The following is a 14,952-nucleotide window of genomic DNA, read 5'->3' as shown; positions in this document are numbered from 1 at the left end:
CTGCTCGCCAGTGGTCAGGTCCCACACCCGCACCGTCCTGTCGTCGCTACCGGTGACGGCGACCGGGCGGCCATCCACCACCGCCACCGCCACCGAACCCACCCGGCCGGTGTGGCCGGTCAGGGTGTGCCGGAACCGGTGGCTGACCGCGCTGCCGGCGGCCCAGTCCACCCCCCACCGCGCGTCCGCTTCACCGTCCACCGCCACAGCGGTGATCCGCGCCGACAACTCCCTGTCCCCGTACCGAGCGGCGTCCAACGCCAGCACCTGCCGCCGTACCCCCGCCGCAGCGTCCCGGTGCACACGCGCCGACGCCCGGTACACCGCCGCCGCCAGCCGCTCCGCAGGCCCCGAAGCAGCATCCGCCAGCCCCAGCACCTCCCCCGGGGCGGCATTCACCAAGAACCCCGGATCCGTCAACCGCTCATCCACACCGTCAACACGCAGATCATCAGACATAACCCGCACCCAACCACACCCCACCAACATGCCTCACCGACACACCCCGCCCAACCGCCGCCCCCACCAGGCCATTTACGTAGCCAATTACGTGATGTTACTGACGAAATCCTCAGCAGCCTCAGCGGACAAGGCCCGCTCCAGTCGCCTGTTTCGCCTTCTGCGACTGGCGGATGGTGAACTTGCGCAGCTCCGCCTGGGTCGCGGAGAGTGATGGCAAGGTTTACCTGGCTGGCGATGGCGTCTGGGTGGTTGGGGCTGTAACGCTGGCAAAGCCCCCAATCCGTCCGCCAGCTGGGCGAGCTGCACTCCTACACCGTCGCAGCACGAGAATGGAAGCGAATCGACCTAGATCTCGAACCGCAGCCAACGCAGAGCAGGCTGTCAGCGCTACCGACCCCCGACCAGTTGGCCGCGGCGGGGATCTCCAGCGGGAAACGCGCAGCCTGGATAGTCAAGGTGCGATCGTCCGTTCCACCAGTGGGCGGCGGCACGAGGCAGGAGTCAGAGCTGACGGTTCTGCGAGATGCAGTAGCGCGGCGTGGTTGGATCTGATGCTGGAAGCTCGCGGCAAGGGAGGGCTTTTGACGCGGCAGGACCTGGCCGATGCACTGGACGCGGAGATACTCAGGAGACTCCTTCCCGTGACGGCAGTTGCGGCGCTGAACGACTGGCTGACCGGGACACGGGCTCGTTACGCCGTCGGCGTCGGAGCCCACACAGTCGAGTACGCGCCTGCACATTGGACAGGGGTAGACCCAAGGTCCGTGCCGACAAAGCCTACGGATCCCGTGCGAACCGCTCCTACCTGCGCAGACGCAAGATCGAATGCACCATCCCGGAGAAGGCCGACCAGGTCCGCAACCGCAAGAAGCTCGGCTCCCAGGGCGGCCGACCGCCGGTCTTCGACAAGGCGGACTACAAGGAGCGCCACGCGGTGGAGTGCAGGATCAACCGCCTTAAACGGCACCGCGCGGTGGCCACGCGATACGCCAAGTTGGCCGTGCGCTACGAGGCAACAGTGCTGGTCGCAGCCATCAACGAGTGGCTTTAACCAGCACTTTCACAACATCCTAGTACTGCGGTCTTACTGGCACTGAGCCGTGCCGTGGCGGTTGGACAACACCGCGATCTCGTACCCGAAGCCCACGACCAGGCGACCGTCGGGGGCGGCGGCCAGCTTCAGGATCGGGGTGGGGAACAGCACCGGGCGGCCTACCGGTCGGCCGGTCGCCAGGTCCCACACCCGGACGGTCCGGTCCCAGCTGCCGGTGGCGATGCAGGGACGGCCGTCGACCTCGGTGATTGCCACCGCGGTCAGCTCCCGGGCATGGCCGGTCAGGGGCTCGCCGGGCTGCTTGCCCGTCGTCAGGTCCCACACGCGCGCGGTCCGGTCGAGGCCTCCGGTGACGGCGATCGAGCGGCCGTCCACGACCGCCGCCGCGACCGCGAGGACGCCGGTCGGGTGGCCGTCGAGGGGGTCGCCGACCGGGCGGCGCGTGGTCAGGTCCCAGAGGCGGACGCCACCCTTGTCGTCGCAGGAGACCACGACCGGGCGGCCGTCCAGCAGCGTGGTCGCCACCGCCGTCACTTCGCCCTCGTGGCCGGGCATCGGCTCGCCGACCTGTTCGAGCGCGGTGAGGTCCCACACCCGCAGCAGGGAGTCCTCGCTGCCGGTGACGGCGACCGGACGGCCGTCCGGGCCGTCCAGCACGGCGGTGGCAAGGGCCAGGGGCATGCTGTCGCGGCCCAGCCGGATGTCGTCCACCTCCTCGGTGTCGGCGAGGTCCCAGATCCGGATCCTCCGCTCCCACCGGCCGGCGCCGACGGCGACCGGTCGGCCGTCCAGCACCGTGATGTCCACCGCCTCGACGTCGCGGTCCTCGTCGGGCCGTGTCCGGCCGAGCGCTTCGCCCGTGGCCAGGTCCCACGTCCGCACCGACCCGTCGTTGTACCCGCCGGCGCTCACCGCGATCCGGCGGCCGTCCAGCACCGTGGCGGCCAGCGCGCCCACCGAGTGGGCGTGGGCTCGGAAGGGATCGCCGACGTCCTGCCCGGCCCGGAGGTCCCAGACGCGGGCCGCGGCCTCGTCCCTGCTGCCGGTCACGACGGTGGGGCGGCCGGCCACGACCGTCGCGGCCATCGACAGGAGCTCCGTGGAGCAGACCGTGAGCGGCTCGGTGACGGCCTCGCCGGTGGCGAGGTCCCACACGCGGACGGTGCGGTCCTCGCTGCCCGTGACGACGACCGTCCGCCCGTCCACCTCCATGGTGACGACCTTCGTCACGGTCCTGGCGTGCCCGACGAGGGCTCGGCCCAAGGGCTGCCGGGTCGCCAGGTCCCACACCCGTAGGGTCTTCTGACCGGTGATGACGACCGGTCGGCCGACGAGGACCGCCGTCGCCGCCGCGGGCTTCCTCCGCGCCTCGCCGCCGGGCGGTGCGCCGAGCTCCTCGCCGGTGGTCAGGTCCCACATCTGGACGACGTGCTCATAGTGGTCGCCGACGGCGGTGACGGCGATCAGGCGGCCGTCGAGCACGGCCGTGCTCACGTCGAGCACTTCCGCCGTGAGGCCGGTGAGGGGTTCGCCGACCGGCTGCCCGGTGGCCACGTCCCAGACTCGTAGGGTGCGGTCCTCGCCGCCGGTGACGGCGACGGTCCGGCCGTCCGGCACGGCGAGGGCGAGCACGCCCACCTTGCCGGTGTGGCCGGTGAGCGGCTCGCCCACCGGCTGCCCGGTGGCGAGGTCCCAGCGGCGCACCGTGCCGTCCTCGCCAACGGTGACCGCGATCGTGCGGCCCGCCACCTCGGCCGTCGCCACCGCCCAGACCGCGCTGACGTGGCCCGTCCAGGGCTCGCCCACCGGCTCGCCCGTGGCGGCGTCCCAGACGTGGACGGTGCCGCGGCTGGTGCCGGTGATTGTTAGGGCGCGGCCGCCCAGCCGGACCGTGGCCACCCCGCACGCGGCGCCCCGGTCGGGGGTGCTGAGGGCGTGTCGGAGTCGGGGGTCGACCTGGGAGCCGGTGGCCCAGTCGACTCCCCAGCGCTCGGCCGGTGCGTCGTCCAGCGGCACCGCGGTGAGGCGGGCGGAGAGGTCACGGTCCCCGTACCGGGCCGCATCCAGGGCCAGCAACTGACGCCGCTGCTCCGGGCCGGCGTCGGCGCGCACGGGTGCCGAGGCCCGGTACACTGCCGCCGCCAGCCGCGCGGCCGGGCCCGACGCGCCGTCCAGCAGGGCGGCGACGCGGTCCGGGGCCGCGGTCACCAGGAATTCCGGGTCCGTCAGCAGGCCGTCCGCAGCGGTGACCTCGGGCGCGGCCGCCGTCCAGGACGGGCCCGGCCCCGGGAGAGCTTCACCGGGCCCGACCTGCGGGTAGCCGATCTCGGCGATCACGTCTGCGAGTTGGTCCAGCGTCACGTCCGGGTTGAGCGCGGCCACCACGGCGGACGTGAGCGGCCGCAGGGACTGCACGTGGTAGACGGCCGCCGGGTTCAGCAGCGCGAAACGTCCCTCGGCCCAGGCCAGGAGCCACTCGGGGGACTGGTCGATGAGGGGGAGGAAGAGCCAGGAGGCGCCGTCGGGGCTGTAGCTGTGCTCGGGGTAGTAGATCGCACCGGTCTGCCAGGACTCGTCACCGCTCTCGCGCCAGATGCACGTGGTCACCCGGGGCACCTCGCCGGGCTCGAATGCCGAGCCGTCTACGAACGGGCGGAAGGCATCGGGGAGCGAGTCGAGCACCCCGGGCCACGGCCGCTCGTCCGGTTGGCCGAACGGGCTCATCGGCGACTCGTGGTCGAAGCCACGCAGACAGACCCCCGCCTCCGAGAAGAGAATCGAGTAGTCGTCACCGGCACCGTTGTCCCGGACGGCCAGCTGCTCCGTCGCCGACCACCGGGGATCGAAGCGGTGATCGGGGTGATCCGGATCGTCCGGCCGGAGGATCGCCTCCAGCATGGCGAGGGCCAGGCACCGGTTGCGGAGCTCGGGGACGTCGGGCAACTGGCGGGCGACGTCATGGGAAGTGGAAGCCATGCGGGAGATCCAACCGGACGGGTCCGACATCCTGCCGCCGGGGGTCGAGGCAGGTCTGGCACCGCTGGGAGGTCGTAGAGTTGGTCCCACGGACCGTATCGTTCGGGGCTGTCGCGCCACGGGGTGCCGTCCACGTCTGCCACCGCATCCCGTCGATCAGCTGCCGGCGCGTCCACGTCCGCGGCCTGCCCGCCTTCTTCCCCGTCGGCAGCAACAGCTCCAGCCAGGACCACTGCCGGGGTCCGTCAGATCCGCTCGTGCCACACCGTGATCACCGAAAGCCGAGATCAACTTTCGCAACAGACCCTCGTAGCGGTCGACTCCTCCGCCTCGGGGGTTGGCTGGGTAAGGGAAGCCGTCGTTCCGCTCACCGATACGACGTCTACCTGGACTGGATGGCCGCTGCGTCGAAGCAGCTCGAAGTGGTTGTCACCGAGTGGCCAAACTCAGCACCCGCCATGCTCGAGCTGGCCCTCTTCAACGGTGCATGGGACCCACTTGAGTGACTGCCCGTATCCAGAACCAGCTGGCCATCGCTCCTGAACTGAGTTTCCCCCGACCGTCGTTCCCGCCCTATCGGTGTGGGCGTGCCGCTAGGGCAGACGCCAGTCAACTGGCTGGCTGCCCTGCTTGACCAGCATGTCGTTGGCGCGGCTGAACGGGCGGGAGCCGAAGAAGCCGCGATCGGCGGACATCGGGCTGGGGTGCGCCGACTCGATCGCCGGGACCTGGCCGAGCAGCGGGCGCAGGTTGCGGGCGTCGCGACCCCATAGGATCGCCACCAGCGGGCCACCGCGGGCCACCAGCGCCTTGATCGCCTGCTCCGTGACCTCCTCCCAGCCCTTGCCACGGTGCGCCGCCGGCTTGCCGGGTGCCGTGGTCAGCGCCCGGTTGAGCAGCAGCACCCCCTGCTGGGCCCACGGCGTGAGGTCACCGTTGCCGGGCGGCGGAAACCCCAGGTCCTGGCCGTACTCCCGGTAGATGTTGATCAGACTGCCGGGGATCGGCCGCACCTGCGGCGCGACGGAGAAGCTCAGCCCGACCGCGTGCCCGGGAGTCGGGTACGGGTCCTGACCGACGATCAGCACCCGCACCGAGTCGAACGGCTGCTGGAACGCGCGCAGCACGTCGGGCCCGGCGGGCAGGTACGTACGGCCTGCGGCCAGCTCGCCGCGCAGGAAGTCGCCCATCGCGGCCACCTGCCCGGTCACGGGTTCCAGGGCCTTGGCCCAGCCGGATTCGACGATCTCGTTCAGTGGTCGCGGTGCCATACAGTCACCCTATCGGCTGACCGGGTGACCACTGCGCCCCTGTATGCGGCGGACCAGTTGCCTACATGATCCGTCCCCGCAGGACGATCATCTGCGGGTCGGCCAGCACCCGTACGTCCGCGCGCGGGTCCTCCGCGTACACCACCAGGTCGGCGGACGCGCCCTCGGTCAGGCCGTCCCGGCCGAGCCACTCGCGCGCTCCCCAGCTCGCCGCCGAGAGCGCGGCGGCGGCGGGCAGACCGGCCTTGACCAGCTCGGCGACCTCGTCCGCGACCAACCCGTGCGCGAGCGAGCCGCCCGCGTCCGTGCCGACGAAGACCGGGACGCCCGCGTCGTAGGCCGCGCCCACGGTGTCGTACCGGCGCTCGTGCAGCCGCCGCATGTGCGCCGACCAGGCGGGGAACTTGGCCTCGCCACCGGCCGCCAGCTCGGGGAAGGTCGCGATGTTCACCAGCGTCGGGACGATCGCCACCCCGCGCTCGGCGAACTGCGGGATCAACTCCTCGGTCAGACCCGTCGCGTGCTCCACGCAGTCGATCCCGGCGGCCAGCAGGTCGGGCAGCGAGGTGGCGGCGAAGCAGTGCGCCGTCACCCGTGCGCCCTCGGCGTGCGCAGCCGCGATCGCCTCGCGCAGCGCGTCGCCCGGCCAGCAGGCGGACAGGTCACCGGTGCTGCGGTCGATCCAGTCGCCGACCAGCTTGACCCAGCCGTCGCCGCGCCGGGCTTCCTGGACGACGTATGCGGCCAGGTCGCCGGGCTCGATCTCGTGGGCGTAGTTCCGGATGTAGCGGCGGGTGCGGGCGATGTGGCGGCCGGCCCGGATGATCCGGGGCAGGTCCTCGCGGTCGTCCACCCAGCGGGTGTCGGCGGCGGAGCCCGCGTCGCGGATCAGCAGGGTGCCCGCGTCACGGTCGGTGAGCGCCTGCTTCTCGCTGGTCGCGGCGTCCACCGCGCCGTGCGCGTCCAGACCGACGTGGCAGTGCGCGTCCACCAACCCGGGCAGCGCCCACCCCTGGACGGTCCGGACGTCCCCGCTCCCGACCGGCCGCTCGAACGTCACCCGCCCGCCGACCACCCACAGCTCGTCCCGGACGTCCTCGGGCCCGACCAGCACCCGCCCCTTGATGTGCAGCACCCCGGCATCACTCATGCCCGCACTCTACCCACGGGCGACCGGCCCGGGACGGGGTACGGACCGGCCCGTCAACCGTGCCCCGCGTGCCGGTGAGGGAGGTGGGGATGGTGGGAGTGGCCGGGCATGCTCGGGTGGCGGCCGATCACCAGCACGCCGATCACGATGGCCACCAGGCCGGCCGTCTCGGCGGCCAGCGCCCCGGGCGTCACGCGTAGCCGGTCGCCCAGGAAGCCGACCGCGCAGACGATCCCCGCCAGGGGCTGCGCGGCGGTCAGGGCGGGCAGCGACATCTTGAGGGGCGCCGCCTCGAAGGCGCTCTGCACCAGCAGCAGGCCGATCACGCCGATCGCCACCACCACGTACAGCTGCCAGCTGACCAGTGCCAGGCCGATCCCGCCCTTGTCCACGCGCTGGGCCGTGACACGCGTCAGCGCGTCCTGCAGGCCGTAGAGCAGGCCCGCCGCCAGTGCCAGCAGCGTCGCCTCCTCGAACAGCGGCATCCGCTTGGCCGCCGAGACCAGCAGCAGCGCCACGCCCGTCACGATGCCGAACACCAGCCAGTGCCGGAGCGATCCGGCCTCGGGTCCGCCCCCGTGCGGCCGGCCGCCCACGATGAACGCCGTCACCCCGAGCCCGAGCAACACCACCCCACCCCAGCCAGAGCGCCCCAGCGACTGCCGGGTGATCACCCGGGAGAGGGCCATCGCGAACAGCAGGTTGGTGGCGAGCAGCGGCTCCACCAGCGAGACGTCACCGCTGTTCAGCGCGAACGCACTGAGCACCAGGCCACTGGTCGTGAACGCGGTGCCGGCCAGCCACTCGGGCATCCGCACCAGATCCCACAGCAGACGCCAGTGCAGCATGTCGGACTTCGGCGCCCGCTGGGCCGCCTGCTGCTGGAGGACGAAGCCCAGACCGAGGCAGCACGCGGAGGCGATGGACAGAAGAAAAACCGTCACGAAGGATCACCGACATCCTGGGCCCGGCAACGCCCGGCTTCGTTCAGCCAGCCTACGCCGGAGCGGATGACGCCGTCTGTTCGCCCGCCGTCCAACTGGATGTCTCGCAGACCTCACAGACTCCCGGAAGGGTCATGAAGGAGGCAAAGTTGTCTGTACAACTTTGCGAAGAGACTCGCGCTGTTAAGGATCTCCGATGTCCCTTTCCCCGTACTGGTTGCGTGACAACTGCCCGTGCGACGGGTGCCGCGACCCGCGCAACGGGCAGAAGCTGTTCCAGATCACCGACCTGCCCGAGGACCTGGCGGTGGTCGAGAGCACCGAGGCCGGCGGCGTACTCGAGGTCGTGTGGTCGGACGGCCACCGCTCGCGTTACCCGCTGGAGTGGTTCGACGAGCGGGGTGAGGACGAGCAGGGTGCGGGGGACGGCCGCACCGAGCAGGGCAAGCGGCTCTGGCGGGCCGCCGACTTCGCCCGGGGCCTGCCGGAGGCCGAGTGGTCCGCGTACGTGACGGAGCCGGCCGAGCAGGTGGCGGTGTTGAGTGCGGTGCGGCGGTTCGGGTTCGCGGTGCTGCGCGGTGTGCCGGAGGTCGAGGGGCAGGTGCTGAAGGTCGCCGAGACCTTCGGGTACGTCCGGGAGACCAACTACGGCAAGCTGTTCGACGTCCGGGTCGAGGCGGACCCGAACAACCTGGCGTTCACCAGCGCGGCGATCGCGCCGCACACCGACAACCCCTACCGCGACCCGGTACCGACGCTCCAGCTGCTGCACTGCCTGCGGAACGAGTCGGACGGCGGGGACTCGGGCCTGGTCGACGGCTTCCACGCGGCGGCGCTGCTACGGGAGGAGTCGCCCGAGGACTTCGCCGTGCTGACCCGCACCCCCGTGCCGTTCGTCTTCCGGGACCGGGCCACCGAACTGCGGGCCGAACAGCCGCTGATCGGCGTGGACGCGGTGGGCCGGATCCGCGAAGTACGGTTCAACAACCGCTCGATCGGTACTCTTCGCGGCCTGAGTACCGCCGAGCTGGACGCCTTCTACGCCGCGTACCGGCGGTTCGCCGCGATCACGCTGCGGCCCGAACTCCAGCTGGACTTCCGGCTCGGCCCCGGCGACTGCCTGATCTTCGACAACGTCCGGCTGCTGCACGCCCGGACCGCCTTCGAGCAGCAGGGCAGCCGTCACCTCCAGGGCTGCTACGCCGACCTCGACTCACTCGCCAGCACGCTCGCCGTACTGGGCAGGCGGGCGACGGCGCTGGACGCGATCGAGGAGCTCTTCGACGGCGAGGGGGCCGGCGAGTACCTCGGCGAGGCCGTCACCATGGCCCAGCACATGCTCCAGGCCGGGGCGCTGGCCGAGGCCGCCGGGGCGCCGGACCACCTGGTCGTGGCCGCCCTGCTGCACGACATCGGCCACTTCGGCGGCTCGAGCCTGGAGTTGATGCAGGGCCAGGACAACCGGCACAGCCACACCGGCGCCGACTGGCTGGCCCGCTGGTTCGGCCCCGAGGTCACCGAGCCGATCCGCCTGCACGTCGCCGCGAAGCGGTACCTCTGCGCGGTCGAGCCCAGCTACCGGGCGCAGCTCTCCGAGGCCTCCGAGTACACCCTCCAGGTGCAGGGCGGCCCGATGGACACCGAGCAGGCGGCGGCCTTCGCAGCGCTGCCGGGCGCGGCGGACGCGGTGGCCGTCCGGCGCTGGGACGACCAGGCCAAGGACGCGGCAGTGGCTACGCCGGGGGTCGAGCACTTCCGGCCGTTGCTCTCGCGCCTGTTCGGCTGACTAGCGCCACCAGGGGCTAAGACCTGTTGACGTGCACCGTCGGTCGCGCACGCAGTTGATCCGACAGGGCCCCGCGCCCCCGTTGGGCCGGTGCGGTCAGTCGCCCTCGCGGGCATGGCGCGAAAGGGCCGATGAGGCAAGGGAGTTGTGGATACTGAAGGCCACCGTGCCCGGGAGGTAGCGGTCCTGGGACCACTCGACGGGGATGCCGGTGGGGTCGGTGGTGCGGCGGCGTTCGCGCAGCAGCGGGCTGCCCCGGCGGCAGCCCAGCAGCCGCGCGTCGTCGGCGTTGGCGGCGACCACGTCGATGGTGTGGTCGGCGTCGGTGAAGAGGATGCCGTGTTCGCGCAGCGGCTCGGTGTGGGAGACCACGTCCGCAGGGAGCTGGGCGACCAACTCGCCTACCTTGGGCGGGTAGACGGTGCGTTCAACCATCACCGGGATGCCGGAGAGAGTGCGCAGCCGGAGCGTCACGTACACCTCCGCACCCGGTTCGAGGCGGAGTTGCTCGCGCTCGGCGGCGTCGGCGGGGCGGCGGACGAGGGACTCCAGGCGGCCGCCGGGCTCCTCGCCCATCGAGCGGGCCCAGTGGGTGAAGCTGAGGAGTTCGGAGAAGCTCTGCACCCGGGCGTTGCCGAGTACCACCCGGCGGGTGCCGCGTCGCGAGGTCACCAGGCCGTCGGCGCGCAGGACGGCGAGCGCCTGGCGGACTGTTCCCCGGGAGACCCCGTACTGCTCGGCGAGTGCGCCCTCGGCGGGGAGGCGTCCGGCCTCGCCGTACGAGCCCGAGGTGATCGCCTCGCGGAGGTCGGCCGCCACCTTGCGGTAGAGCGTGCCGACGGACCGGTCCGGGTCCACTGCCACGTCAGTCAAAGTCCCTCCTGGGCCGGGGTCCTGCACCGTAGGTCTCGGTGCGGACACAACCGACTGTAGCCGCTGGGGATCACCCGAAACGGGCCCGGACTCCACCGTTCCCGCAGCCGACCCCTGGTCTGGGGCGTCCGTTCACCTTCCCGTCACCGGACTCCGGCGTACTTACCCCCGTCAGGGAAGTTGCACAGCCAACTTGGCCGGAACTCGCTGACATCTCCTCACCTTGAGACCTCGCTCGAAGCCACGCTCGACACCCCGCTCGAAACCTCGCTCGAAACCGAGCAACACCTTCCACAGCTCCGCTCCCCCTGTTCTGCGTCACCCTCGTTCAGGAGACAGACCCGTGACCGTGCCCCGCGCCCGTGCCGCCGCCTTCGCGGCCGTGCTGACCGCCGCCGCGCTCTCCCTCACCGCCTGCGGCTCCGCCGGCTCGACCGCCGCGACGACCGGCGCCGCCGGTGCCAAGGACCCCAAGGTCGCCACGGCCGCCGCCGACTTCGGCGGTATGGACGCCCTGGTCGCCGCCGCGAAGAAGGAGGGGAAGCTGCACACCATCACCCTCCCCCGCGACTGGGCGAACTACGGCAAGATCATGGACGGCTTCACCGCCAAGTACGGCATCCAGATCGAGAACGAGAACCCGGACGGCTCCAGCCAGGACGAGATCAACGCGATCACGTCCCGCAAGGACCAGGACCGTGCCCCCGACGTCGTCGACCTCGGCAGCGCCTTCGCGCTGAGTGCCGCCTCGCAGGGCCTGCTCGCCCCGTACAAGGTGGCCGGCTTCGACAAGATCCCCGCCACGATGAAGGACGCCAACGGCGCGTCCTACAACGACTACGGCGGCTACATGTCGATCGGCTGCGACGCCAAGAAGGTCGCCGTCTGCCCGAAGACCTTCGCGGACCTGCTGAAGCCCGACTACAAGGGCATGGTCGGCCTGAACGGCAACCCGACCAAGGCCGGTGCCGCCTTCGGTGCCGTGTACGCGGCGGCGCTCGCCAACGGTGGCTCGCTGGACAACATCCAGCCCGGCATCGACTTCTTCGGCAAGCTGAAGAAGGCCGGCAACTTCAACCCGGTCGAGACCACCAAGGCGACCATCGAGAAGGGTGAGACCCCGATCTCGGTCGACTGGTCCTACCTGAACGCCGGTTACACCGACCTGTTCAAGCCCAAGGGCATCGACTGGCAGGTCTCGATCCCGGCCGACGGCAGCTACGCCCAGTACTACAACCAGGCCATCAACAAGTGGGCGCCGCACCCGGCCGCCGCCCGCCTCTGGGAGGAGTACCTCTACAGCGCGGAGGGCCAGAACGGCTTCCTCGCCGGCTACGCCACCCCGGCCCTGTTCGACAGCATGAAGGCCGCCGGCACGCTGGACGCGACCGCCGTCGCCAAGCTGCCGACGATCGACAAGCCGTTCACCACCTTCCCGACCCAGGCACAGACGGACGCGGCCAAGAAGGCCGTGACCGAGGGCTGGGCCACGGCGATCGCGGGCTGACCATCACCATGACAACGGCTCCCACCCCGGTGCCGTCCTCCGCCGCCGCCGACCGCGACTCCACTCGCGTCGGCGGCGGTGCGGGGGCACCCCGCACCGCACCGCAGACCCCCCTCGCAACCTCGGCGGCCCCCCGCCGCCGGCTGCGGCCCGCCGGCGGGCCCTGGCTCGCCACCCTCCCCCTCCTGGTGTTCTTCGCGATCGCCTTCGGCCTCCCGGCCATCGCGATCGCCATCGGCGCGTTCACGCTCTCGCCGGACGCGCCCACCGGCGCCGGCACGTTCACCACCTCGAACATGACCGCCTCGGTCCAGGGCGCCTACGCGACGGCCCTGCTCGGCTCGATCAAGCTGTCGGCGCTCACCGCGCTGATCGGCGTGCTGGTCGGACTGCCGCTCGCCCAGGCGGTGGTGACCTCCCGGTTCCGGATGATGCGCGAGGCCGTGCTCTCCGCGTCCGGCGTGCTGGCGAACTTCGGCGGCGTGCCGCTGGCCTTCGCCTTCGTCGCGACCCTCGGCAACGCCGGTGAGCTCACCAAGCAGTTCAAGCTCACCAGCCACGGCTGGAGCCTGTACACCTTCAACGGTCTGACGATCGTCTACCTGTACTTCCTGATCCCGCTGATGATCCTCACCATCACCCCGGCCCTCGAGGGCCTGCGGGTGCAGTGGCGCGAAGCGGCGAACAACAACGGCGCCACCAACTGGCAGTACTGGCGGCACGTCGCACTGCCTATCCTGCTGCCGTCGCTGCTCGGCGGCTACGTGATGCTGTTCGGCAGCGCCTTCGCCGCGTACGCGACCGCCGCCGCGATGGTCGGCGCCTCCATCCCGTTGATCCCCCTGCACATCGCCGACGCGCTGTCCGGCAACGTGCTGGTCGGCCAGGGCAACGTCGCCCTCGCCCTCAGCCTCGACATGATCGTGGTGGCCGCCCTCGTGATGGCCGTCTACCTGCCCCTCCAGCGCCGGAGTGCCCGATGGCTAGCCTGATGTCCCGTATCCGTTGGGGCCGGGGTGCGGTCCTGCTGATCGCAGGCGCCTACTTCCTGGTCCCGATGGTCTGCTCGATCATCTTCAGCGTCGACGACAACACCGGCTTCTCGCTCAACGCGTACACCGGTCTGCTCAGCGCGCCCGGCTTCCTGGACAGCCTGACGTTCACCCTGGAACTCGCCGCCGTCACCGTCGTGGTGATGCTGCTCCTGCTGGTGCCCGCGCTGATCGCCGTCCGGCTGGGCTCGCAGCGGCTGCGGACGGTGATCGAGATCGTCTGCTCGCTGCCGCTGGTCGTCCCCGTGGTCGCGCTCACCGCCGGCATCATCGGCGTGCTGCGCTGGGGCCCGGACTACCTGCACGACACCCCGTTCTTCCAGACCATCGTGGCGATCCAGAACCCGAGCTTCCCGGTCGTGCTGGTCCTGGCGTACGTGCTGATGTCGCTGCCGCTGGCCTACCGCGCGCTGGACGCCGGGCTGCGCGGGGTGGACGTCCGTACGCTGGTCGAGGCCGCCCGCAGCTGCGGGTCGAACTGGCCGCGCGCGGTGATCACGGTCGTGCTGCCCAACCTGCGCGGCGCACTGCTGAACGCCACCTTCATCACCCTGGCCCTGGTGCTGGGCGAGTTCACCACCTCCTCGATCCTCGGCTACCAGCCCTTCGCGGTCTGGATCTACGAGGCGGGCAAGAACGACGGCCAGATGTCGGTCGCCGTCTCGGTGCTCAGCCTGGTGATCGCCTGGGTCCTGCTGCTCGCCCTGTCGGCCGCCGGCCGCGAACGGCGTGGCCGCAAGCCCGCCCGCCCCTGATCTTCAGCACTTCACGGAGACCCCCATGACCACGGTTACCGCCCCCGCTTCCGGAGTGGCCCTCGCCCCCGGCGGCGCGACCGTCGAATTCCGTTCGCTGCGCCGCCAGTTCGGCGCCACGACCGCGCTGGACGGGCTCGACCTGACCGTCCACCCGGGCGAGCTGCTCGCCCTGCTCGGCCCCTCGGGCTGCGGCAAGACGACCGCGCTGCGCATCCTGGCCGGCTTCGAGAAGCACGACTCGGGTCAGGTCCTGGTCGACGGCGAGGACATCACCAAGATCCCGGCGCACAAGCGCGACGCCGGCATGGTGTTCCAGTCGTACAGCCTCTTCCCGCACCTGAGCGCCGCCGACAACGTCTCGTTCGGCCTGCGGATGCGCGGCACCGGCAAGGCCCAGCGCCGCAAGCGCGCCCTGGAGCTGCTGGAGCTGGTCGGCCTGCCGCAGCACGCCGACCGCTACCCGCACCAGATGTCCGGCGGGCAGCAGCAGCGCATCGCGCTGGCCCGCGCGCTGGCGCTGCAGCCGCGCGTGCTGCTGCTGGACGAGCCGCTCTCCGCGCTGGACGCCAAGGTCCGGCTCAACCTGCGCGACGAGATCCGCCGCCTGCAGCAGGAGCTCGGCATCACCACGTTGTTCGTGACGCACGACCAGGAGGAGGCCCTCTCGATGGCCGACCGGGTCGCCGTGCTGCGGGCGGGCCGCCTGGAGCAGTGCGCCACCCCGCAGGAGCTGTACGCCCGCCCGGCCACCGCCTTCGTCGCGGAGTTCGTCGGCACCATGAGCCGTATCCCGTGCGAGCGCGTGGGCAACGGTGTGGCCGTCCTCGGCCGCCAGTTCCCGGTCGACGGTGCGATCCCCGCCGACGGTGAACTCCACGTCCTGGTACGGCCGGAGAACGTCGGTCTGACCCCGGGCGAGCACGGCGAGGCGCTGGTCGTCGGTGCCTCGTTCCTGGGCAGCGTCACCCGGCTCACCGTACGGTTGTCCGACGGCACCGAGGTCAAGGTCGACCTGCCGACCGAGGCGGCCGCCGCGCTGCCCGTCGGTGGCACCGCCCACCTCACCCTGCCGGACCGCCCGGTGCTGGTCGACCGCCGCACCGCCTGATCCTCCACAAA

11 protein-coding genes and 1 pseudogene are annotated in these 14,952 nt (G+C 71.4%); 6 read left to right on the top strand and 6 right to left on the bottom strand.

The features are described 5' to 3' along the window. A partial coding sequence (locus P3T29_RS11360; RefSeq protein WP_280716228.1) for a hypothetical protein occupies window positions 1-399 on the bottom strand: 399 nt, incomplete at its 3' end. Window positions 400-1,180: 781 nt separating this feature from the next. Here P3T29_RS11360 and P3T29_RS11355 point away from each other — a divergent pair. Next, window positions 1,181-1,513 (top strand): annotated as a pseudogene (locus P3T29_RS11355) (transposase); the annotation flags it as partial. 33 nt (window positions 1,514-1,546) lie between these two features. Here the strand turns inward: P3T29_RS11355 and P3T29_RS32690 are convergent. The 4 genes from P3T29_RS32690 to P3T29_RS11330 form a co-directional block, all read right to left on the bottom strand. Then, a complete protein-coding gene (locus P3T29_RS32690; RefSeq protein ID WP_348532816.1) occupies window positions 1,547-4,492 on the bottom strand; it encodes a hypothetical protein in 2,946 nt (981 codons plus the stop codon). A gap of 593 nt (window positions 4,493-5,085) precedes the next feature. Next, the gene (locus tag P3T29_RS11340; protein ID WP_280716213.1) at window positions 5,086-5,763 is read right to left on the bottom strand and encodes a uracil-DNA glycosylase; all 678 of its coding nucleotides are present in this window, start codon (window positions 5,761-5,763) and stop codon (window positions 5,086-5,088) included. Between the two features lie 61 nt (window positions 5,764-5,824). Continuing rightward, window positions 5,825-6,913: an amidohydrolase family protein gene (locus tag P3T29_RS11335; RefSeq protein ID WP_280716212.1), complete on the bottom strand. Its 1,089-nt coding sequence runs from the start codon at window positions 6,911-6,913 to the stop codon at window positions 5,825-5,827. Window positions 6,914-6,966: 53 nt separating this feature from the next. Next, window positions 6,967-7,857, bottom strand: coding sequence for a DMT family transporter (locus P3T29_RS11330; protein ID WP_280716211.1), 891 nt, complete (start codon window positions 7,855-7,857; stop codon window positions 6,967-6,969). A 196-nt stretch (window positions 7,858-8,053) separates the two neighbouring features. Here P3T29_RS11330 and P3T29_RS11325 point away from each other — a divergent pair, with 196 nt between their 5' ends. Continuing rightward, the gene (locus tag P3T29_RS11325) at window positions 8,054-9,643 is read left to right on the top strand and encodes a phosphonate degradation HD-domain oxygenase (RefSeq protein WP_280716210.1); all 1,590 of its coding nucleotides are present in this window, start codon (window positions 8,054-8,056) and stop codon (window positions 9,641-9,643) included. Window positions 9,644-9,739: 96 nt separating this feature from the next. On the opposite strand, the gene P3T29_RS11320 is transcribed toward P3T29_RS11325, so the two are convergent. Continuing rightward, window positions 9,740-10,507, bottom strand: coding sequence for a GntR family transcriptional regulator (locus P3T29_RS11320; protein WP_280716226.1), 768 nt, complete (start codon window positions 10,505-10,507; stop codon window positions 9,740-9,742). 352 nt (window positions 10,508-10,859) lie between these two features. Here P3T29_RS11320 and P3T29_RS11315 point away from each other — a divergent pair, with 352 nt between their 5' ends. From P3T29_RS11315 to P3T29_RS11300, 4 genes are read left to right on the top strand one after another with little or no spacing between them, the layout of a single operon-like run. Next, window positions 10,860-12,023, top strand: a complete 1,164-nt coding sequence (locus P3T29_RS11315) for an ABC transporter substrate-binding protein (protein ID WP_280716209.1) — start codon at window positions 10,860-10,862, stop codon at window positions 12,021-12,023. A gap of 8 nt (window positions 12,024-12,031) precedes the next feature. Further along, window positions 12,032-13,015, top strand: coding sequence for an ABC transporter permease subunit (locus P3T29_RS11310; protein WP_280716208.1), 984 nt, complete (start codon window positions 12,032-12,034; stop codon window positions 13,013-13,015). Next, the gene (locus tag P3T29_RS11305) at window positions 13,015-13,830 is read left to right on the top strand and encodes an ABC transporter permease subunit (protein WP_280716225.1); all 816 of its coding nucleotides are present in this window, start codon (window positions 13,015-13,017) and stop codon (window positions 13,828-13,830) included. The genes P3T29_RS11310 and P3T29_RS11305 overlap by 1 nt, the downstream gene beginning before the upstream one ends. A 25-nt stretch (window positions 13,831-13,855) precedes the next feature. Continuing rightward, the gene (locus P3T29_RS11300; RefSeq protein WP_280716207.1) at window positions 13,856-14,941 is read left to right on the top strand and encodes an ABC transporter ATP-binding protein; all 1,086 of its coding nucleotides are present in this window, start codon (window positions 13,856-13,858) and stop codon (window positions 14,939-14,941) included. Window positions 14,942-14,952 lie beyond the last annotated feature (11 nt).

Source organism: Kitasatospora sp. MAP5-34 (assembly GCF_029894335.1).
Classification (GTDB): Bacteria; Actinomycetota; Actinomycetes; order Streptomycetales; family Streptomycetaceae; genus Kitasatospora.
The sequence above is the reverse complement of the archived record's forward strand: the minus strand, read 5'-3'. Positions and strand labels throughout refer to the sequence as shown.